This window comes from Sphingobacterium sp. xlx-96, assembly GCF_011007365.1.
In the GTDB taxonomy this organism is placed as follows: domain Bacteria; phylum Bacteroidota; class Bacteroidia; order Sphingobacteriales; family Sphingobacteriaceae; genus Sphingobacterium; species Sphingobacterium luzhongxinii.
The window spans coordinates 135,742-157,939 of record NZ_WFKM01000003.1; the positions used below are offsets into that span (position 1 = coordinate 135,742).

A 22,198-nucleotide genomic window follows, 5' to 3' on the forward strand; every position below is an offset into this window, starting at 1 on the left:
TGTTGAGACTGTCACTGTCTCTGCAATCAGCGTTTTTTTATACACTTTAGTAAACTATTCACCCTATGAAGAGGACAGTTTACAATCAAACTTAACACAACATGGCAAGAATCATCAAATTCGAGAAAAACGATTGCGTACCATGCGATCAAGTGTCGACTTACTTAGACAACAAGGGTATTTCGTACGAGAGAGTTAATCCGTTTGATTCCCCTGAATTAGCTGTAAGGTTTAAAGTGCGTACGGTTCCTACTGTAATTGTTTTGGATGGTGAAGAAATAAAACACCGAATTATAGGTTTTAAGCCACAAGAACTAGAAGAAGCTATTGCTCAATAAGGAAGGTATTCATAAAAAGCCAAGATTATGATACATTTATATTTTGATAGCAAGACTGGAAACGTACAACGCTTTATCGATAAAGTGGTACAGATAACAGGATGGCAGGCAAGCAAGATACAAAAGGACATGATTGTCGAAGAATCTGGACATTTAGTTACGTTTACGACAAATTTTGGAAAGATTCCGCCTTTAACGGAAGAGTTTTTGACGAACAACAGCAGCAAGTTATTTTCTGTGACGTCAAGTGGGAATCGCAATTGGGGCAGAAACTTCGCCGTAGCGGCTGACAAGGCTTCGGAAATGCATGATATCCCGCTAGCATTTAAATTTGAGCTATCGGGCACAATGGAAGATATAAATCAATTTATAGAAATAATTAAGAATCAATACTATGATAGCAAACGAGGTAGCAAAAAACTGGATATTGCTTAATAACGAAATCATGATCAAACATGATGACGAGTATAGCCTTCACAAAGATAAAGAGGCTGTGCGCGCTTATTTCCTAGAATATGTAAATAAGAATACTGTTTTCTTTTATAACCTAAAAGAGAAAATAGATTATTTAGTGGAGCATAACTACTACATCAATTTCTATCAGTGGTTTACATTCGAAGAAATGGAGCAGGTATTCAACTATGTATATGCTAAGAAATTCCGCTTTGAATCCTTTATGGCTGCCTTCAAATTCTTTCAGAGCTATGCTTTGAGAGATGATTCCGGTGAGAAGTTCTTAGAGCGCTATGAAGATCGTGTTGTGGCTGTTTCTTTATTTCTAGCTCGTGAAGAGGGCTTTCAGAAAGCTATTGAATACGCCGAAATCATGATCAGTCAAGAATATCAGCCTGCTACCCCGACGTTCTTGAATGCTGGAAAAAAACGTTCTGGAGAATTGGTCTCTTGTTTCTTGGATGAAATCGGGGACAATTTAAACGGTATCGGTTATGCTGTTGATTCGGCAATGAAATTGTCTTCTATAGGTGGAGGTGTATCATTTAATATATCCAAAATCCGCGGTCGTAGTGAAGCTATCAAAGGTGTAGATGGTCGTGCAGGAGGTGTATTGCCAATTATGAAGATCATGGAAGATACATTCTCTTATGCGAATCAATTGGGACAACGTCCAGGCGCAGGTGCTGTATATCTTAATATATTCCACTCGGATATCGAAGAGTTCTTAGATTGTAAGAAAATCAATGTGGACGAAAAAGTCCGTATCAAATCATTATCGATCGGTATTATTGTGCCAGACAAATTCATGGAACTGGCAGAAAAAGATGAGCCTGCCTATCTAATCTATCCGCATACAGTCATGCAGGAATATGGCCAATACCTGGATGAAATGGATATGGACGCGATGTACGATGAATTGATTACCAATCCGAACGTCAAGAAAAAGAAAATAAATGCTCGCCACTTGTTGGTGAAAATCGCACAGACGCAAAAAGAATCTGGTTATCCATACATATTCTTCAAAGAGAACACCAACAAAGAGCATGCGCTGAATGGTCTGGGTAAAGTAAAATTCTCCAATCTGTGTACAGAAATTATGCAAATATCAGAAGTGTCTGATATCAATATCTACGGTAAAGAAGATACTATCCGCTACGGTATATCGTGTAACTTAGGTTCTTTAAACATCGCTACCGTAATGGATAACAAACGTATTAAGGAAACCGTAAAAACGGCAATGCGGGCTTTGACTGTAGTTACTGATGTAACAGATATTGAGATGGTGCCGTCTATTGCAAAAGCAAACCGCGAATTACATTCTGTAGGTTTAGGTGCCATGAATTTACATGGGTTCTTAGCAAAGAGCTTCATTATGTATGAGTCACATGAGGCTTTGGATTTTGCGAATACATTCTTCATGACAATGAATTATTACTCCTTAGAGGCTTCTATGGAGATCGCGAAAGAACGTGGTAGAACATTTGTAGGTTTTGAAAAGTCCGCTTATGCCGACGGAACATACTTTGACAAATATCTGAATAGAGATTACCTTCCAAAAACAGATAAGGTTAAAGAACTATTTGATGGTATCCACATTCCTACAATTGAAGATTGGGAAAATCTTAAAGCGCAGGTGGCTGAACATGGTATCTACCATGCTTACCGTTTGGCAATAGCTCCAAATCAGTCAACGTCTTATATCATGAATGCGACTGCCTCTGTGATGCCTATTGTAGACATTATCGAAGTACGTGAATACGGAGACAGTACGACATACTATCCAATGCCTTACTTGACAAATGATAATTACTTCTATTTCAAATCGGCATATGACATGGATCAGATGAAGGTTTTGAAGTTGATCTCGGTAATTCAACGTCACATAGACCAAGGTGTATCTACGATCCTGCACACGAACTCAAAAGATAGTACGCGTGATCTGGCAAAATATTATATCTATGCACATAAGTTGGGCTTGAAATCCCTGTACTACACACGTACACGGAAATCAACGATCGAAGAGTGTATCTCCTGTTCAGCTTAATAGACATCAGATTTGAAATAATACAGACTAAATCAGGAGAATTTTTGAACAAGACTTCTCCTGATTTTCACTTTTTAAACGAGCTTCAGCGAGCTCATCGTTGATAATTTTTATTTTTTAATTAGGACATGAACAAACAATTTACAGCCGTCAACTGGAATACTCCCGATAACGATTATGCCCTGATGTTTTGGGAGCAAAATATCAAACAATTCTGGATTGACACCGAATATATTCCATCTAAAGACATCGATAGCTGGAAGGGCCTAAGCTGGGACATGAAAGAATGTTACAAAAAGGCATTAGGTGGATTGACTTTGTTAGATACATTACAGAGTCATACGGGTATGCCTAAAATTATAGACCATATCGACTCGCTCCAAAATAAGGCTGTACTATCCTATATGTGTATGATGGAAGCTATTCATGCTAAATCATACTCTACTATATTTACTACGGTATCCACAACCAATGAGATTAACGATGTATTTGGTTGGGTTTCGCAAAACAAGTTTTTGCAGTTTAAGGCTAATACAATTGACAAATATTACCGCGGTATAGATAAGCAAAACCCCACTGATGAGGAATTGTTTATGGCATTAGCCTCTTCCGTGCTTCTAGAATCTTTCTTATTCTACTCTGGATTTTTCTTGCCTTTATGGTTATGTGGTCAAGGACAGATGGTGGCATCGGCAGATATCATCAAAAAAATCGTAGCAGATGAATCCATACACGGTGTATTTGTAGGATTGATCGCACAAGAAGTGTTTGCTAAACTACCTAATAAAGAAGAAGTAAAACAACGTTTCTTAAATCTTCTTAACGAGCTTTATGAAAACGAAATCAAGTACACGGAAGAACTCTACACTGTGGTAGGATTAACCTCTGAGGTAAAAGAATATGTTCGCTACAATGGCAATAAGGCATTGATGAATCTCGGATTTGATCCCATCTTTGAAGTAAAGCAGGTGAATCCAATAGTTTTGAACGGTCTAAATACAGAAACGACACAACACGACTTTTTCTCTAAAAAGTCTACGAACTACGAAAAGTCTATGGAAATTGTTCATCTAAAACATGAAGATTTTGAAATGGATGCAACAGTCGATATTTAATTAATTCCCAGACACAGTCATTCTCCCCCTTTTCGAAAACGAAAAGGGGGTTTTGTTTTGGCATTCTTTGTAAAACACGTATTACACAATCGTTTGCTATAATCTGTCCGTCCGAAGTATTCGAACTATATATGTATCTTCATTAATAAACCTGAAACATTAATTATGAAACCATCATGATTTATTCAAAACGAGTGAAACGAGTTCATGAATACAGCTAAGGAAACAAGCTATGGAAACAAGCTATGAATGAATGAATAATCACACAAGGGAATGAATAACCGAACGAGGTGAGATCACGAATGCCGCTTAAACATATTCTCGATGAATAAATCTGATAGCTTCATCACAAATGAAAAGCAAATATAAACAGATGAAAAAAATAGCATTATCACTACTACTATCGACTTGCCTTTTCCTAGGCTTCGCACAAACGGATAATGATCTCAAATTCTTTTCGAAGGAAAATTTTACCGCCATAAAGAAAGGAAATACAGCTGCCCAACTAGCTCAGATCACTTCACCCAGCTTAAGAAATACCGCATTACAGCTGCTGGATAAAACCTATCCCCTCAAAGATAGACACAAAACGTATCTCGCTTACCTTGAGCCTAAAATTCTTGCTGAACAATTAAAAACCAGCTCATACTCACAATACGAAAACCCAACTGGGATTTATTTCACAGAAGAAGAAGAAGCTGTGATCTGGGTCGGAAAAACCAAAGGACAAGTACTTAACCTGGTCGTGGTCAACTGGGATGATGAACATTTCAAACAAAGTAAATATAAACTGAAAGAAGGGATAAATACCTTTATAATTCAGAATAAAGGAAATTCCTATATCGAGTATTTCAGAAATGATAACAAATCAGGTACCCCTATTGATATTCATATTCTTTCGGGTAAGGTTAATGGTGTATTTGACCTCCGTAAAGACGATAACAAGAAATATCAGCAACTTCTCAATACTGCCCAGGGACCTATCCTAGACTTAGTTGGGCACAAAGTTCATCTTGCTTATGCCGTAAGTTCATTGAAAAAAGAAAACCCGGAAAATGGCATCGGCTTAATGCAGTTATACGACTCTATTATCAATATACAGCATGAAATCATGGGGTTAGTAAAATACCATAGAGAACCAAGAAATCATATGTTCGGCCGGGTGATATGGAAAGGCTTCATGCACGCAGATGGTATTGGTGCGGCCTTTCATGATAATACCATGTCCTCTGTAGCCAATATACCGAAGCTACGTAAAAATTCTTGGGGCGTAGCTCATGAATTTGGACATGTCAATCAGGTGCGCCCCAATATGAAATGGGTAGGTACCACAGAGGTTACCAATAATATCTATTCGGTATGGACCCAATACCTGTATAATCCAAAAGAACCCAAATTAGAACGGGAAAAACTGAAAGATTATGATGAGGCGAAAGTCGGAGGGAGAATCACATCTTATATGGAGTCGGCATTCGTACATGGTCAACAATGGTTGACACAGGCGGGTCCAGATCGTTGGCAGCGAGAAAGACCTCGCGATTGGGGTGGAGATCATTTTGTAAAACTCGTACCATTGTGGCAATTGCAACTTTACTTTGCTAAAGTCGGTGAAGGATTTGCTTGGGGTAATAAGGATTTTTATGGGGATGTCTTTGTCAAAGCGATAGATGACACTGTTCGACATGCTACACAAGATAGTTACTATCAACTGCAATTTGTAAAAAATGCTTGCGAGGTAGCCAAGTTAGATTTAACGGATTTCTTTGAGAAATCTGGAATTTTGACTCCTATTGATCTAATCGTAGACGATTACACTGTCGGTCGTATGAAAATAACAACGGAAGATATCACTAAAATAAAGTCCCATGCGGCGCAATACCCTAAACCAAGTACACCTGTATTGCACTACTTGACGGCAAACAGTATAGATATATACAGACTACAGCAACCTGTAGCAGGTAGTAAGCATGTGGGATACGAAAAGGAACAGGGAAAAATAATAATTGACAATACGAAATGGTCTAATGCAGTAGCTTTCGAAACGTATAAAGACGAAACCTTAATTAAAGTAGCATTCCGTGGTGCAGGGTCGGAAGATGCAAGTAAGACCACTGTACATATACCGGATGGATTTACATCGGTCAAAGCTGTGGGATGGAATGGTCAACGTATAGATGTTTTATAAAAAATAAGGGGCTGCACTATGTGCAGCCCCTTATTTTTTATAAAAGCTGATTACGATGGGCTAAAAATTACCCTTCTTCATCTCGGTAACGGCATAATCAACCGATCGTGCCGAAAATGCCATATAAGTCAATGAAGGATTTTGCGTAGAGGTCGATGTCATACAGGCACCGTCTGTCACAAACACATTGGGTACTGCATGCATCTGATTCCATTTGTTGAGCATCGAAGTCTTGGCATCATGCCCCATACGTACACCACCCATCTCGTGAATATCTAGACCAGGAGCTTGTGGGGCTTCATCTCGACGAATGTTCGTAAAACCGGCTATCTTAAACATTTCCTCCATCGTGTCGAGATAATCTTTTTTCATCTTATGATCATTCTCATCGTAATCAATCGAAATTTTTAATAACGGGATTCCCCAATTGTCCTTTTTATCGGTATCGAGTGCTACATAGTTAGCAGCCTTTGGAATAGTCTCTCCCATCATGTGAGATCCTACTCCCCAATTGCCAAGCTCCGGATTCAACAAGGATGCCTTCAGATCCTTTCCCAGTCCAGATTGATCTGCTGACGTAGAACGCCATGCTCCAAATCCAGCAGCATATCCCCGTAAATAATCAGTCTCCTGCTTGTGTAGATTGCGGAAGCGTGGCATATAACCTCCCCCAGCAGGATTACGTCCCTCAGTTTTGAAGTCTAATAATCCTTCATATTCGGCATACATACGTGCACTATAATTGTGAAAGGCAACGTATTTACCTAAAGTCTCACTGTCATTTCCAAGTCCATTAGGAAAACGATTCGATATAGAATTCAGAAGTATCAAATTCGTGTTTATGGCAGCAGCATTCACAAAAATAACCTTGGCATAGAACTCGATTTCTTCTTTTGTGTTACGATCGATCACCTTTACACCGATGGCTCTACCTTTACTCTCATCGTATAAAATTGAATGAACTACGGAATCAGGTCTTAATGTCATATTTCCTGTCTTAGCCGCCCAGGGCAACGTAGACGAGTTGGAACTGAAATAACCTCCGAATGGGCAGCCCCGTTGGCAAAGTGTACGATTTTGACATTGTGTCCTTCCTTGTTGGATATGTATCGGTTGTGGTTTGGATATATGAGCACAACGGGCTGATATGACCTTTCGATCCGGATACGTGCCTTCGATCGTTTGTTTAAAATACTTTTCAACAACATTTAACGGATAGCCGGGTAAAAACTCACCATCGGGTAGCTCTGCTAACCCATCTCGATCACCAGCAATACCCGCAAAACGCTCTACATGATCATACCATTGCTTTAAATCGGCATAACGTATAGGCCAATCTACAGCAAACCCATCCCGAGCGGGTCCATCAAAATCAAAATCGGACCAGCGTTGCGTCTGTCTCGCCCATAAAAGCGATTTACCGCCTACTTGATAGCCCCTGATCCAATCAAACGGTTTGTCCTGTATATAGGGGTGTTCTTGATCTTTAACAAAAAAATGAGCTGCATCTTCGTGAAATGCATAACACTTGCTCACAATAGGATTATCTTGTTTGACTTGATAGGGCATCTCATTGCGATGCTCAAATTCCCAGGGGAACATATTGGTCGTCGGATAATCTTTGATATGTTTTACGTCTCTTCCTCGTTCTAAAACCAAAGTTTTTAATCCGCGTTCACAAAGCTCTTTGGCAGACCATCCACCGCTAATCCCTGAACCGATTACAATAGCGTCATAAGTTCTATCTTTCTCCGAATCTATATTTAGATTTGCCATACTTTTTTATGCCTTAACTTTTACGGCTCCGTTATAACGTCCCGGTACCAATTCGTAAACCAACTTATTCTTCATCACATATTCTGAATTAAGATATCCTTGTATTGTACGCTTTTTCAAAATTTCGTAAAAAGCGTCTTTTTCAAGCCCTTTCAAGTAAGCCAATCGTTCAGAATCTGTCTTCAATCCAGCTTTCTTTGCAAGTTTAAGTCCCGCTAAAAAAGCCTGTTGATCTTCTGGACTGTGACAATCATCCAACATTTTCATCACAAAAAGGTGTAAGTTTAGTTCCTTCGCTCCCGGAGTATCTGTTTTAGGAATTATAGCCTCCACCAAATCACCAATAAGTGATTCATCAGCCGCAGACAACTTGATGTTCTCTAGCACGATGGAAGCGTCTTTTCCTCCTTGTGTACACGATGAAGCTATTACCAGCCCTCCTGCGACTATGAAAAGCTGTTTTAACGCTGTTCTTCTGTTCATTACATTCATAATTCAGGAATCTAATTTAAGATTATTTTCTAAAAAAACGTTTTAGCAAAATGATTTAAATTACAAAAACGATGTATTTCTTCCATAATCAAACACATCTCCCAGATTCGTAACCAAATGATCAACGGTTTTGTCTAAACGAGAACGCTCAACAGCATGTGCACTAACACCTATACAATACAAGCCTGCGGCTTTGGCTGATGTTGCTCCCGTGATCGTATCTTCTATCGCTAAAATCGACGATACCGGCATCTCCATTCTGTCTATTCCCTGTAGATAAGGTTCGGCATTAGGCTTCGGGTTTTCAACATTCTCTCGAGTCACAAAAAAATCGAAATGGGACAACAACTTATGATGTCCTAAAACGGTCTGAACAGTAGACTCATAGCTAGAAGTAACTAGACCTATGCGAATTTTGGCTTTCTTCAAATACGCTAATATCTCTTTAGCAAAAGGCATCAATTGAATTACGGTCATATCTGACTGGGCATAACTCGCTCTTGTCTCCGTCCACATAAATGTTTCGTCCGTCTCTATACCCCAATTCTCTCTAAGAAAGGCAACATTCCTTCTCAAGGTATGTCCCGCAAAATAGGTTAGCCAATCATCAAAGGTTATTTCTAAACCAAAACTTCTGGATAGGATCGGCTGCCAATTGGAAAAATAATAATACTCCGAATTAATTAAGGTACCATCTAAATCAAAAAGTACACCTTTAAACTTTGTCATATCTTAAAGATATAAAATCGATTGGAAATTGGGATGTAAGCATGATGATCTTATTGGATATAAAAGCAATTTTGGTTAAGTTTGTTCTTGGAGGTTTTGTAAAATATCACCTATTATTTATGCACTCGTGCTGAATACATCGGAAATATAACCTTCATCCCTTGAAACACCCCTGACTCCGCCCGCGGGCGGATGATAGATAAAAAACAAGTTATATACATATGAAAATAATAGCTGTAGGCCGTAACTATGTCAATCATGCGAAAGAATTAAATAATCCAGTTCCAGATCAACCCGTCATCTTTCTAAAGCCTGACACCGCTGTTCTTAAAGACAATAAAGATTTTTATATTCCTGAGTTCTCAAAAGACATTCATTATGAGTGTGAGATCGTAGTGCGTATCTGTAATGAAGGAAAACATGTGTCCAAAAAATTTGCCCACAAATATTATGATGCTGTTGGTTTAGGTATAGACTTTACAGCTCGTGACCTACAAAGTCAACTTAAAACCAAGGGCTTACCTTGGGAACTAGCCAAAGCCTTTGACCATTCGGCAGTAGTAAGCCCACTTATACCTAAAGAGAATTTTACGGACATCAACGCAATTCCCTTTTCGCTAACAAAAAATGGACAGACTGTCCAATCCGGAAATACGTCGGACATGATATTTGATATCGATAGTTTGATCAGTTTTATCTCTGCATATATTACGCTACGTAAAGGCGACTTAATTTATACGGGCACGCCCGTAGGTGTAGGTCCTGTTGCTATAGGCGATAAATTAGAAGGCTTTATAGCGGATAAATTAATGTTTACCACACATATCAAGTAATAGGATGCGCAAAAAAACAGGCTATTTAGTACTACTACTTCTGTTGCTGTCGTCATTGTCAATTGGTCAAAAGAAGGAGATTATTACTTCTCGCAACTATCCGCAGGGATATTTCCGAAATCCTTTAACAATCGCCATGGATGCTTCTGGCACATTTGGTGAGCTGCGTTCGACGCACTTTCACGCCGGTGACGATTATAGAACACAGCAGCGTGTAGGATTACCACTACATGCCGCCGCAGAGGGCTATGTATCACGGGTACGGGTTCAGATCGGAGGCGGTGGTAACTCGGTATACATCGATCATCCTAATGGTTATTCTACCGTTTACTTGCATATGGATGATTTCAATGAGGTACTTACTAACATTATTCGCGCAGAACAATATAAGCAGCAACGCTTCGATGTTGATTTAATATTAAATCGGAACCAAGTCGTCGTCAGCAGAGGAATGCTAATCGGCCACGCAGGCAATTCTGGTGGCTCTGGGGGGCCACATCTCCACTTTGAGATACGTGATACCAAAAGTCAGCACCCTCTAAATCCTCAACTCTTTGGATTAAAGTTTAAAGATAATTTCAAGCCTATAATCAACGGAATAATGCTGTATGACCTGAACGTACCATTATTCAACGAGCACACCCCTAGAAAATCATTAAGTGTAAAGGCTTCGCAGACGGGCATTTATACATTAGCGCAGGCTAGCCCAATCGCTGTCAATGGCCGCTTTGGACTAGGCATCAATACGGTAGACAGACATCGCAGTGGAGGGTTTCAAAATGGCGTATATTCGATTGAACTTTTGATTGATGAAAAACCCGTATCAACAGTCGTTTTTGAAGAGTTGGATTTTAATACCTCGCGAGGAATTCATTCTTATATTGATTACTCACACTGGAAAAAAACAAAAGTAAAAATTCAAAAGAGCTTTAAAGATCCGGGAAACCCGATAGAAATATTCAAAACATTGCCCAATACAAGGGGAATAGAACTGCAAGAACAAAAAGTATATGATGTAAAATATATTGTCAAAGATGTGGCAGGAAATACGAGTGAGTTGAATTTCAAAATTGATAATAAAATCAATAACAGAACTACTGACCATAAATTCCGAGGCTTGCAACTGTTAAAATTTGACAAGACAAATTCCTTTGAAAGGTCAGATGTTAAAGTTAATATCCCACAAAAGGTACTTTATGATGATTTGGATTTTGAATATTCTGCGGCTTCTGCTCCGGCAAATTCCTATTCACAGCTACATAAAATTCATAATAATTTGACGCCTATTTTTCAAGCGTACAACCTCGCCATAAAACCGACGTCGCTCCCTCTTCACCTCGAAGGGAAGGCATTGTTAGCCTCTGTCGAAAATGGTGCTGAAGGTGGGACTTTTGAGAACGGTTGGGTTAGTGTAAATACAAGAAATTTCGGTAGCTTTTACATTGTTGTTGACACAATAGCTCCTGTAATTACACCACGTAACCTTAGCTCAGGAAAGAATGTCTCTGCACAACGGAAAATAGACTTTACCATAGCCGATAACCTATCGGGCATTCAATCCTTTGATGGTTATATTGATGATAAATGGGTACTTATGGAGTACGACTCGAAGAACAGGCATCTTTGGCATACCTTCGATCCTTCATTAACTAAGGGGACACATACTTTTAAGCTTATTGTAAAGGATTGGAAAGACAATCAAAAGGTCTACCAAGCTAGCTTTATTAAATAAGATTTCATAAATTAGGAGATTGCCCTATAAATTCAACCGAATATGTCAAATTTGAAAATTGGAGATCAAGCTCCGCCGATTCAAGCGAAAAACCAAAACGGAGATCTAGTAAATCTTTCGGACTTCGCTGGGAAAAAAGTAATCTTATATTTTTATCCAAAAGATAATACACCGGGCTGTACAACGGAAGCGTGCAACTTTAGGGACAATTATCAATCATTGTTGGAAAAAGGATTCGAAGTATTGGGAATCAGTATTGATAGTGAACAATCTCATCAAAAGTTTATCACTAAATTTGAACTCCCCTTCAATCTTCTCGCTGATGAAAATCAAAAAATAGTCAATGACTATGGTGTTTGGGTAGAGAAAAACATGTATGGCAAGAAGTATATGGGTACTGCAAGAACTACTTTTGTAATCGATGAAAACGGGAATATAGAACATATCATCAAGAAGGTAGATAATAAGAATGCTTCCCAGCAGATTCTTGATTTGTATTAGTTTTAATCTTTTATATATATTTGCGCCTTATGAGCAAGCAAACAGACGATTTATTTAAAAATATAGTATCGCATGCCAAAGAATACGGTTTTGTATTCCAGTCGAGTGAAATATATGATGGCTTAAGCGCCGTTTACGATTATGGTCAATTAGGTTCAGAACTAAAGAACAACCTAAAGACTTACTGGTGGAAATCCATGGTTCAACTGAATGAAAACATAGTCGGTATAGACTCTGCTATATTCATGCACCCTACAATCTGGAAAGCATCGGGACACGTAGATGGGTTTAATGACCCAATGATTGACAATAAGGATTCGAAGAAACGCTATCGCGCGGATCAACTGATTGAAGATAAAATCGATCGTTATGAAAAAGATGGTAAGTCGGATAAGGCAGCACAGCTTCAAAAAGATCTGGATGATGCTTTAAACGCAGACGATTTAGTTCGTTTGAAGACGATCATCGAAGAACATAACATCGTATGCCCTATTTCAGGCACTAAGAATTGGACAGACGTCAGACAATTCAACTTGATGTTTGCTACCCAAATGGGAGCTATGGCTGATGGTGCTGAACAAGTATATTTACGTCCTGAGACTGCTCAAGGTATTTTTGTAAACTTTCTAAACGTCCAAAAGACAGGAAGAATGAAAGTCCCATTTGGTATAGCTCAGATTGGCAAAGCTTTCCGTAATGAAGTAATTGCACGTCAATTTATCATGCGTATGCGTGAATTTGAACAGATGGAACTTCAGTTTTTCGTGCGTCCAGGCACAGAATTAGAATGGTATGAAAAGTGGAAAGAGACGCGCCTAAAATGGCACTTAGCTCTCGGTTCAGATCCGACTAAATACCGCTATCATGACCACGTTAAGTTGGCTCACTATGCAAATGCCGCCGTAGATATCGAGTACGATTTTCCTTTTGGCTTTAAAGAAGTAGAGGGTATCCACTCTCGTACCGACTTCGATCTAAAGCAACACCAAGAGTTCTCCAAGAAAAAGATGCAATATTTTGATCCGGAAATAAATCAGAACTATATCCCTTACGTCGTCGAAACATCGGTAGGACTAGATCGCCTATTTTTGACTGTATTTGCAAACTCGCTGGTACACGAAGATTTGTCCACAGAGGAAAAACAAGATTCTAGGGTGGTATTAAAATTCCATCCGGCAATTGCTCCTGTTAAAGCCGCAATCTTCCCGTTAACAAAAAAAGACGGCTTACCAGAAAAGGCTAGGGAGATCATGAACAGATTGAAATTGGACTTCAATATGCAATATGACGAGAAAGATGCTATCGGTAAACGTTACCGTCGTCAAGATGCTATCGGAACGCCTTACTGTATTACGGTAGATCACCAAACGCTAGAAGATAATACGGTAACAATACGTCACCGTGATACTATGGAGCAAGAGCGTGTGGCTATTGACCAATTAAGAAGTATTATTGGTGATTTAGTAAGTTGGAACCACTTATTGGCTCAACTTCTATAATCGGATACGTAATAATTCTATAAAAAAAGAACCGCGCTATATCTATTTGATATAGCGCGGTTCTTTTTTCTCTCAGCTTGAGGTTTCCCTCAATTAACGTATAATCTCGTCCAACAATTGAATATAAAATGCTATACCTTCCACAACCTCATGCTCATAAATGTACTCATCTGCAGCATGTGAACGCGCGGAATCCCCTGGTCCCACTTTTAGTGAAGATATTGGCAAAAGTGCCTGGTCGCTCATCGTGGGACTGCCATACAACTTCTTTCCAAATTTCAATCCAGCCTGAACGATAGGGTGAGTTATCGCTATTGTAGACGGATTTAGTCTAGTCGATCTGGCCGTTACTTCAGACTGAACGTGTTCACGGATAAGTTTGAGTACTTCTTCATTAGTATATACATCAGTCGTACGCACGTCGACCACAAATTTACAGGATGAAGGGACAACATTATGCTGAGTACCAGCCTCGATCATAGTTACAGACATCTTTACTGGCCCAAGGTACTCTGACTGCTTGGGAAATTGATAGGAATTAAACCAACGGATGTCTTCGACGGCTTTATAAATAGCGTTAACCCCTTCTTCACGTGCGGCATGGCCGGACTGTCCTTGTGCCACACAATCCAACACCATTAATCCCTTTTCCGCAATTGCCAAATCTAGCAAGGTAGGCTCTCCTACAATTGCAAACTCACAGGGAACAATATGCTGATAAACCTGTTCTATGCCATTGCTACCAGAAATTTCTTCCTCAGCAGAAGCAACTAAGCACAGATTATATTTTAATTCCCTTACCTCATAAAAATGGAGAAAAGTAGCAATCAAGGAAACCAAACATCCACCGGCGTCGTTACTTCCTAATCCATACAACTTACCACCCGATCTTACAGGTAGAAATGGGTCGTTTGTATAGCCCGAGTTTGGTTTTACAGTATCATGATGTGAGTTTAGCAAAATAGTAGGTCGCTCTACTTGGAAAAACTTATTATAAGCTATCACGTTATTTCCAATGCGTTCCACATTACAGACCCCGTGTTCTTCTAAGAACTTTACCAATAAATCTGCTGTAGCATCTTCCTCTCTACTAAAAGATGGTGTAGCAACGAGATTTGATAGTAACTGAAGACTATCTTCTATCAACGAAGTAACACTACTATTCATTATAGAGACCACCTGCTTTTAAAGCTGAAAGCTTAATCCCCTTTATGAAAGCAGAACTAAGCCCATTATGCTCCATCTCGTTTAATCCCGCAATAGTGCAGCCTTTTGGAGATGTTACTTTATCAATCTCACTTTCAGGGTGACTATTCGTCTGCAATAACAAATCCGCAGCGCCCTTAGCTGTCTGTATAGCCATCTTCAGAGCATCATGGGCATGGAAACCTATCTCTACCCCTCCTTGTGAAGCAGCGCGGATAGCGCGCAGAAAAAAAGCAATACCACAAGCACATAATGCCGTTGCCGAGGTCATCAAGTCCTCGTTAATCACCACGACAGAGCCTACAGCATTAAAGATACGCTCAACTTTAGAAACAGCATCATCGGGAGCATTATCGGTGGCTATGCAAGTCATCGATTGCCCAATTGCAATTGCTGTATTTGGCATGGCCCTCACCACTAATCGGTCTTCTCCTAAGATATCTTTAATATCCTGACACGACACTCCCGAGGCAACGGAAACTATAAGTTGATCAAATTTCAAACTACTAGCAATTTCTTCCATCACTTTACGGATCTGTTGCGGAAGGACACACAATATGACAATTTCGGAGTTTTGAATAGCGACTTTATTATCTATATTGATTTCAAAACCAAGATCTTTCTCCTCTTCTAAGGCTGCGAGCGAACGTCTTGTCAAGACAATCTCATTCGGTTGATAATACTCCGATTTGACCAATCCTTTTGCTAAAGAAAGACCTATATTACCGGATCCAATTATAGTTAGCTTACTCATATTGTGTATTAGGTTGATTACTTGTTTACTAGACAGGTACCGAACTTCTGCTGTTGAAATAAATGTAAGTTGGCTGCATTCCCAATATAAACAGATTTCACACCTTTATTTATTGCATCAAAAGCATTCTGTAACTTAGGAATCATTCCATCGCTAATAATTCCTTTTTGCTTATAATCTTCAAATTTCTTAGCCGTTATGGTTTCTATAACCGAATTATCATCAGAGATATCGGCTAAAACGCCATTTTTTTCAAAACAATAAATCAAAGATGTCTCATACAATCTTGATAAACAAGTTGATAGCGCTGAAGCAATAGTGTCTGCATTTGTATTTAACAACTGCCCAACACCGTTGTGTGTGATTGCTGAAAAAACAGGGGTGAAACCCGCATCCAAAAATTTCTTAATGGCCAAGGTATTCACTGAATCGGCTAAAATATCACCTACAAAACCATAATCAATTTCGCGCGCAGGGCGTTTTACTGATTTAATAACATTTCCATCAGCACCGCTCAACCCAATAGCATCACATTGATACTTCTGCAATTTTGCGACAATCTTCTTATTGGTCAATCCAGCATACACCATCGTGACCACATCAAGCATCGATTCATCGGTAACTCTTCTTCCGTCAACCATCTTCGCTTCGATATTCAGCTTAGCAGCGATACGGGTTGCAATTTTCCCTCCTCCATGTACCAAGATCTTCTTACCGGGGATGGCTGCAAATTTTTCCAAAAATGCTTCTAATTGAATATCATCATCAATTACGTTGCCTCCTACCTTAATAATATTCAATGTACTATTCGACATAGTTTAACTTTTAACTGACCTCTAAAATGAGATTTCTTTTATATATTCTTATTGAGTCTTTCTAGCATACGCTTCAAAACAACCTGCGCAGCCCATACCCTATTACTAGCTTCTTTAATAACTAATGAATTTGGGCCATCTAGAATCTCCGCCGATAACTCCAAATCCCTACGGACAGGTAGACAATGCATAACTTTGGCGTCGTTAGTTTGCTTAAGCTTCTCATTATCCATCATCCAATTCTCCGAGACTGGATAGACCTCGCCATACTCTTTGTATGAGGACCAATTCTTCACATATACAAAGTCTGCGTCAGATAAAGCATCTTTCAGGTCATGTGTTATAATCACTCCAGCTGTAAACTCCTCTGCCAGTTCATAACCAGGAGGGTGTGCGATAGTAAAATCGAGTAGGTTTTGTTCCTGTGCTTTGCCCATCCATTCGGCAAAGGAATTAGGAACAGCTTGAGGAAGGGCTTTTACATGAGGAGCCCATGCCAAAACCACTTTAGGTCTATCGACCTTCTTATACTCTGTAATTGTTATAAGATCAGTTAGACTTTGTAAAGGGTGCCTAGTTGCACTTTCCAAAGAAACAACAGGTACGCCACAGAACTTAATAAACTTATTAAACAAGTCTTCACTGTAATCTGCTTCCCTATCTTTTAAGGAAGGGAAACTACGCAAACCGAGAATATCACAGTACTCGCCCATCACAGCGGCAGCTTCGCGAATATGTTCTACTGTCGTACCATTCATCACGACTCCGTCTTGTGTTTCTAATGCCCAACCGTCCTTGTCCATATTCATGACCATCACATTCATTCCTAAATTCATGGCGGCCTTTTGCGTACTAAGTCTAGTACGTAAACTCGGATTTAAAAACACTAGACCTAAAACTTTATGTTTACCTAAAGATTCCTCGGTATTTGGGTTAGCCTTTATAGCCAGAGCCTCCTCTACAAGATCACTCAGATTATCGATATCTGCAACGGAGAAAAAATTCTTCATCTTATTATAAGTTATCTGTGACAAATAGTCTATATATCGTCTGAAATAATAGTATCTTAAGCTTTTAAACGTTCGTCTAAAGCTGTCAAGAATCTATCAGCTATAGCTTTATCAATGTTTAATGCCGGAAGAATACGGATAACATTCGGTTTAGCCTCTCCAGTAAATATACCATTTATTGTTAGTAAATCCCTCTTCACATGTGCCAACTCTTCAGGAAGATCTATACCTATCATCAGTCCCCGTCCTCTTACTTCTTGAACCCTATCAAGCTTTTTCAATTCGGCAATCAAATAATCGCCGATACTTCCTGCATTTTGAATCAAACTTTCCGATTCCATCACATCCAACACAGCCACGGCCGCTGCGCACGCCAAATGATTGCCTCCAAATGTTGTTCCCAATAAACCATAGGAAGCCTTAAACTGAGGCGCGATACTGATTGCTCCTATAGGAAATCCATTTCCCATTCCCTTCGCCATCGTATAAATATCTGCCTGAACTCCAGCGTAATCATGGGCATAAAATAATCCCGTACGTCCATAACCACACTGTACGGAATCTGCGATAAAAGTGGTTTCATATTGATCACAAAGACTGCGAATCAATCGAAGGAACGTAATAGATGCCTCTCGTATCCCACCTACCCCTTGTATTCCTTCAATAATTACCGCTGCAACATCGCTTCCGTAGGCTTCAAAAGCCTCTGACAATGCCTGCTCATCATTGAATGGTAAAAAAACTACATTATCTGTCTGATTCACCGGCGCTACTATAGCCGGATTATCTGTTGCTGCCACTGCTAGTGAGGTACGACCGTGAAATGCTTTAGAAAACGCTATAACTTTCTTTCTTCTGGTATGAAAAGACGCTAATTTTAACGCATTTTCATTTGCCTCCGCTCCGGAATTACACAAAAAAAGTGAATATTCCTCTTTCCCGGATATTACTCCAAGTTGTGTAGCCAACCGCTTCTGGATAGGGATCTCAATTGAATTAGAATAGAAACCAATGTTATTTAACTGGTCGGTAATGGATTTAACGTAGTGGGGATGTGTATGCCCTATAGATATCACTGCATGGCCACCATACAAATCTAAATACTCATTACCTGCAGCATCCCAAAGTTTGGATCCTGCGGCCCGTACGATGTTAATAGGATTAACGGGGTAAACATCAAACAAATTCATCAATTAAATAATAATTAGTGTAAACAAAACTATGCACAAATATAACTAAGACGCACTTAATACGCTATGAATAAACGAAAAAACCTGTGATAACTAGCTTTATAAAAGATTACAAAAAAAGCCTATCATCGCTGATGATAGGCCTAATATTTCTAAAGAAAGAAAAAATTAGTCTTTTTTCTCTTCTGTAGCAGGAGCTTCTTCGGTTGCAACAGCTTCTTCAGCTTTTACTTCTTCAACAACTTCTACTGTTTCTGTACCTTCAGCAGCTTTTTTCTTAGCACCACCGCGGCGACGAGTAGTTTTCTTCTCAGCTTTAGCGTCTTTGCCGTAAACTTCGTTATAATCTACCAACTCAACAAATGCCATCTCAGCATTATCACCTAAACGGTTTTCTAACTTAATAATACGAGTATAACCACCTGGGCGTGTTGCCACTTTTTCAGATATTTCGCGGAACAAAATAGTTACTGCGTCCTTATCTTTCAAGTAAGCAAATACCGTACGACGAGAGTGTGTCGTATCATTTTTAGATTTCGTGATTAATGGCTCAACATAAGTACGTAAAGCTTTAGCTTTTGCTAAAGTAGTAGTAATACGCTTGTGCTTGATTAATGAAGTCGCCATATTAGCTAACATCGCCTTACGGTGACTGTCAGTGCGGCCTAAGTGATTTACTTTTTTTCCGTGTCTCATTTTCTTAGTGTTTTTTCGTGCGTACCGTTCTTAAAGAAATGAAGTCAATAAGAGAAGGTTCTAATCTCTTACTTAATCCACTTCGTTCGAGGAATTACGCAACAGGTCGCTTTTATTTTTATTTATTATTCTTCGTCCAATTTAAACTTAGACAAGTTCATTCCGAATGATAAACCTTTTGATTTTACCAATTCTTGAATTTCACTTAAAGATTTCTTTCCGAAATTACGGAATTTCAACATATCAGCTACGTCGTAAGTAACTAACTCAGCTAATGTGCGAATATCCGCCGCTTTTAAACAGTTCAATGCACGCACAGAAAGATCTAAGTCTACTAGTTCTGTTTTCAAAATCTTACGCATATGTAAGATCTCCTCGTCAACGACTTTGGTTTCCTCTTTCGTTTGCGACTCCAACAGCATATTCTCATCAGAGAACAACATAAAGTGCTGAATAAGAATACGAGCAGCTTCTTTCAAAGCATCCTCTGGGTGAATTGATCCGTCTGTAGATATATCTAACAACAATTTCTCGTAGTCAGTTTTCTGTTCTACACGGTAATTTTCAATGGTATATTTCACATTCTTAATCGGAGTGTAAATAGAATCGATAGCGATTAAACCTACAGGTCCATCAGTTACCTTATTCTCTTCCGCATTTACGTAACCACGTCCCTTTGAAACAGACAACTCTACTTCAATAGTTACAGAGCTTTCCATGTTACAAATTACGAAGTCTGGATTCAATACCGTAAAGTTGTTAGAAAACTTAGTGATATCGCCTGCTTTAAACTGTTCTTGACCATTGATAACTACAAAAATCTTCTCGCTGTCGCCTTGTTCACCACTCTTTTGAAAACGAACTTGTTTCAAATTCAAGATGATCTCAGTTACGTCTTCTGCTACACCTTTGATCGTAGAGAATTCGTGTGACACGCCTGAAAATCTTACCGACGTAATCGCATATCCTTCTAGAGAGGACAATAAAATACGGCGTAAAGCATTACCAATAGTAACACCAAAACCTGGCTCTAATGGACGAAATTCGAAAGTACCATCAAAATCTGTAGATTTTTGCATGATAACTTTATCCGGTCTTTGAAATGCTAAAATTGCCATTTATAATATTTTAATATTTTTCAACAATGTATATCTTAATAACAGATGCATAATCCCGAGAATCGGAATTATGCATAGTTATTAATTATTATTTAGAGTATAACTCTACGATTAAGTTCTCTTTGATATTCTCAGGAATGTCAGCACGATCTGGATAAGTCAAAAACTTACCTGTTAATGCTTTTGCGTCCCACTCTAACCAACCGTATTTGTTGATTGTTCTTCCTGCTACAGAATTAGAGATAGCCTCTAAAGCTTGTGAGCGCTCACGAACAGCGATGACGTCGCCTGGACGAATGCTATATGATGGAATGTTAACGACATTACCGTTAACAGTAATATGCTTGTGCGAAACTAACTGACGAGCAGCAGCGCGAGTCGATGCGATACCTAAACGGTATACTACGTTATCTAAACGTGCTTCTAATAATTTCAAGAAGTTTTCACCTGTAATACCTTGCTTTGCAGCAGCTTTTACAAATAAGTTAGCAAACTGACGTTCTAAAACTCCGTAAGTATATTTAGCTTTTTGCTTCTCTAACAACTGAATAGCATATTCAGATTGTTTTCCTCTTCTTTTTGATGGTCCATGTTGACCAGGAGGATAATTCTTTTTTTCTAATGCCTTATCAGGGCCGAAAATTGGCTCTCTGAATTTACGCGCAATTTTGGACTTTGGTCCTGTATATCTTGCCATTTTTTTCTCTGTTTGAAGTATCTACCAGCCTAAAGCTGATGAATCTTAATCTTAAACAATACTGTTATTAAACTCTTCTGCGTTTTGGAGGACGACAACCATTGTGAGGAAGTGGAGTAATATCCTTGATAGTTGTTACATCGATTCCTACGGTTTGTAACGTACGGATAGCAGACTCACGTCCAGCACCAGGTCCTTTAACGAAAACCTCTACTTTGCGTAATCCTAAATCATGTGCAACTTTACCACAATCGTTTGCTGCTTGACCTGCTGCATACGGAGTATTCTTTTTAGAACCTCTGAAGCCCATTTTACCAGCTGAAGACCATGAAATAGTTTGACCAGAATTATTAGTCAAAGTAATAATAATGTTGTTAAAAGTAGCATTGATATGAGCTTGACCTACAGGCTCGATAACAACGATACGTTTTTTTGTGACTTTTTTACTTTTAGCCATTTCTTACTTGTTATTTAGTAGCTTTTTTCTTGTTTGCAACTGTCTTACGTTTTCCTTTACGAGTACGTGAGTTGTTTTTTGTACGCTGACCACGAACTGGTAAATGCTTACGGTGACGTAAACCTCGGTAACAACCAATATCCATTAAACGTTTGATATTCAATTGAACCTCTGAACGTAAAGCACCTTCTACTTTAATTTCATCATTGATAATCGTACGAATAGCAGCCAATTGATCATCATTCCATTCCGAAACTTTTACATCTTGACTAATTCCTGCTTTATCTAAGATATATGCAGCAGTCGCACTACCAATACCAAAAATGTAGGTAAGGCCAATAACGCCTCTTTTGTTTTTAGGTAAATCTATACCTGATATCCTTGCCATATAATATTTTAAGCGATTTTGTTAATTAATTATCCCTGACGTTGTTTGAATTTAGGGTTCTTTTTGTTGATCACAAAAATCTTTCCTTTACGACGGATGATCTTACAATCCGCACTACGTTTTTTTACTGATGCTCTTACTTTCATTTTACTAAATTGTTAAGCTCT

Annotated in this window: 23 protein-coding genes; 9 read left to right on the forward strand and 14 right to left on the reverse strand. The window is 39.0% G+C overall.

Features of this window, described 5'->3' with window-relative positions:
* The first annotated feature begins 101 nt into the window (after positions 1-101).
* The 5 genes from G7B20_RS06175 (at position 102) to G7B20_RS06195 (ending at position 6,138) form a co-directional block, all read left to right on the forward strand.
* The gene (locus tag G7B20_RS06175; protein ID WP_079643298.1) at positions 102-338 is read left to right on the forward strand and encodes a glutaredoxin family protein; all 237 of its coding nucleotides are present in this window, start codon (positions 102-104) and stop codon (positions 336-338) included.
* 27 nt (positions 339-365) lie between these two features.
* Positions 366-773, forward strand: a complete 408-nt coding sequence (nrdI, locus tag G7B20_RS06180; RefSeq protein ID WP_205600181.1) for a class Ib ribonucleoside-diphosphate reductase assembly flavoprotein NrdI — start codon at positions 366-368, stop codon at positions 771-773.
* The gene (gene nrdE / locus G7B20_RS06185; RefSeq protein WP_164109365.1) at positions 733-2,838 is read left to right on the forward strand and encodes a class 1b ribonucleoside-diphosphate reductase subunit alpha; all 2,106 of its coding nucleotides are present in this window, start codon (positions 733-735) and stop codon (positions 2,836-2,838) included. Before nrdI ends, nrdE begins: the two co-directional genes overlap by 41 nt.
* A gap of 128 nt (positions 2,839-2,966) precedes the next feature.
* Positions 2,967-3,953, forward strand: a complete 987-nt coding sequence (nrdF, locus tag G7B20_RS06190; protein WP_164109367.1) for a class 1b ribonucleoside-diphosphate reductase subunit beta — start codon at positions 2,967-2,969, stop codon at positions 3,951-3,953.
* 373 nt (positions 3,954-4,326) lie between these two features.
* Positions 4,327-6,138: a M60 family metallopeptidase gene (locus G7B20_RS06195; RefSeq protein WP_164109369.1), complete on the forward strand. Its 1,812-nt coding sequence runs from the start codon at positions 4,327-4,329 to the stop codon at positions 6,136-6,138.
* Positions 6,139-6,198: 60 nt separating this feature from the next.
* On the opposite strand, the gene G7B20_RS06200 is transcribed toward G7B20_RS06195, so the two are convergent.
* The 3 genes from G7B20_RS06200 to G7B20_RS06210 all read right to left on the reverse strand — a co-directional run bounded on the left by G7B20_RS06200 (position 6,199) and on the right by G7B20_RS06210 (position 9,135).
* A complete protein-coding gene (locus G7B20_RS06200) occupies positions 6,199-7,914 on the reverse strand; it encodes a GMC oxidoreductase (RefSeq protein WP_164109371.1) in 1,716 nt (571 codons plus the stop codon).
* Positions 7,915-7,920: 6 nt separating this feature from the next.
* On the reverse strand, positions 7,921-8,397 hold the full coding sequence (locus G7B20_RS06205) for a gluconate 2-dehydrogenase subunit 3 family protein (RefSeq protein WP_164109373.1): 477 nt from the start codon (positions 8,395-8,397) through the stop codon (positions 7,921-7,923).
* 69 nt (positions 8,398-8,466) lie between these two features.
* On the reverse strand, positions 8,467-9,135 hold the full coding sequence (locus tag G7B20_RS06210) for an HAD family hydrolase (RefSeq protein ID WP_164109376.1): 669 nt from the start codon (positions 9,133-9,135) through the stop codon (positions 8,467-8,469).
* Positions 9,136-9,356: 221 nt separating this feature from the next.
* On the opposite strand from G7B20_RS06210, the gene G7B20_RS06215 reads away from it, so the two are divergent.
* The 4 genes from G7B20_RS06215 to G7B20_RS06230 are packed head-to-tail and all read left to right on the forward strand — an operon-like array spanning position 9,357 to position 13,700.
* A complete protein-coding gene (locus G7B20_RS06215) occupies positions 9,357-9,968 on the forward strand; it encodes a fumarylacetoacetate hydrolase family protein (protein ID WP_164109378.1) in 612 nt (203 codons plus the stop codon).
* 4 nt (positions 9,969-9,972) lie between these two features.
* Positions 9,973-11,700 (forward strand): M23 family metallopeptidase, encoded by a 1,728-nt coding sequence (locus G7B20_RS06220; RefSeq protein ID WP_164109380.1) that lies wholly within the window; start codon positions 9,973-9,975, stop codon positions 11,698-11,700.
* A 42-nt stretch (positions 11,701-11,742) separates the two neighbouring features.
* Entirely contained in the window at positions 11,743-12,201 is a 459-nt protein-coding gene (gene bcp / locus G7B20_RS06225) for a thioredoxin-dependent thiol peroxidase (RefSeq protein WP_164109382.1), read from the forward strand.
* 29 nt (positions 12,202-12,230) lie between these two features.
* Entirely contained in the window at positions 12,231-13,700 is a 1,470-nt protein-coding gene (locus tag G7B20_RS06230; RefSeq protein WP_164109384.1) for a glycine--tRNA ligase, read from the forward strand.
* A 93-nt stretch (positions 13,701-13,793) separates the two neighbouring features.
* On the opposite strand, the gene G7B20_RS06235 is transcribed toward G7B20_RS06230, so the two are convergent.
* From G7B20_RS06235 to ykgO, 11 genes are all read right to left on the reverse strand, one after another.
* The gene (locus tag G7B20_RS06235) at positions 13,794-14,867 is read right to left on the reverse strand and encodes a M20 family metallo-hydrolase (RefSeq protein ID WP_164109386.1); all 1,074 of its coding nucleotides are present in this window, start codon (positions 14,865-14,867) and stop codon (positions 13,794-13,796) included.
* Positions 14,860-15,660, reverse strand: coding sequence for a pyrroline-5-carboxylate reductase (gene proC, locus G7B20_RS06240; protein ID WP_164109388.1), 801 nt, complete (start codon positions 15,658-15,660; stop codon positions 14,860-14,862). The genes G7B20_RS06235 and proC overlap by 8 nt, the downstream gene beginning before the upstream one ends.
* 17 nt (positions 15,661-15,677) lie before the next feature.
* Positions 15,678-16,475 carry an acetylglutamate kinase gene (gene argB / locus G7B20_RS06245; protein WP_164109390.1) on the reverse strand — a complete coding sequence of 266 codons (798 nt, stop codon included), beginning with the start codon at positions 16,473-16,475 and terminating at the stop codon, positions 15,678-15,680.
* Positions 16,476-16,513: 38 nt separating this feature from the next.
* Positions 16,514-17,485, reverse strand: a complete 972-nt coding sequence (locus G7B20_RS06250) for an acetylornithine carbamoyltransferase (protein WP_164109392.1) — start codon at positions 17,483-17,485, stop codon at positions 16,514-16,516.
* Positions 17,486-17,541: 56 nt separating this feature from the next.
* Positions 17,542-18,675 carry an aspartate aminotransferase family protein gene (locus tag G7B20_RS06255; RefSeq protein ID WP_164109394.1) on the reverse strand — a complete coding sequence of 378 codons (1,134 nt, stop codon included), beginning with the start codon at positions 18,673-18,675 and terminating at the stop codon, positions 17,542-17,544.
* Positions 18,676-18,843: 168 nt separating this feature from the next.
* Positions 18,844-19,371, reverse strand: a complete 528-nt coding sequence (gene rplQ, locus G7B20_RS06260; RefSeq protein ID WP_079643282.1) for a 50S ribosomal protein L17 — start codon at positions 19,369-19,371, stop codon at positions 18,844-18,846.
* Positions 19,372-19,496: 125 nt separating this feature from the next.
* Entirely contained in the window at positions 19,497-20,489 is a 993-nt protein-coding gene (locus G7B20_RS06265) for a DNA-directed RNA polymerase subunit alpha (RefSeq protein WP_079643281.1), read from the reverse strand.
* Positions 20,490-20,577: 88 nt separating this feature from the next.
* The gene (rpsD, locus tag G7B20_RS06270) at positions 20,578-21,186 is read right to left on the reverse strand and encodes a 30S ribosomal protein S4 (RefSeq protein ID WP_164109396.1); all 609 of its coding nucleotides are present in this window, start codon (positions 21,184-21,186) and stop codon (positions 20,578-20,580) included.
* Positions 21,187-21,253: 67 nt separating this feature from the next.
* Positions 21,254-21,643: a 30S ribosomal protein S11 gene (rpsK, locus tag G7B20_RS06275; protein ID WP_079643279.1), complete on the reverse strand. Its 390-nt coding sequence runs from the start codon at positions 21,641-21,643 to the stop codon at positions 21,254-21,256.
* A 10-nt stretch (positions 21,644-21,653) separates the two neighbouring features.
* The gene (rpsM, locus tag G7B20_RS06280) at positions 21,654-22,031 is read right to left on the reverse strand and encodes a 30S ribosomal protein S13 (protein ID WP_021071233.1); all 378 of its coding nucleotides are present in this window, start codon (positions 22,029-22,031) and stop codon (positions 21,654-21,656) included.
* A gap of 29 nt (positions 22,032-22,060) precedes the next feature.
* On the reverse strand, positions 22,061-22,177 hold the full coding sequence (gene ykgO, locus G7B20_RS06285) for a type B 50S ribosomal protein L36 (protein WP_021071232.1): 117 nt from the start codon (positions 22,175-22,177) through the stop codon (positions 22,061-22,063).
* Positions 22,178-22,198 lie beyond the last annotated feature (21 nt).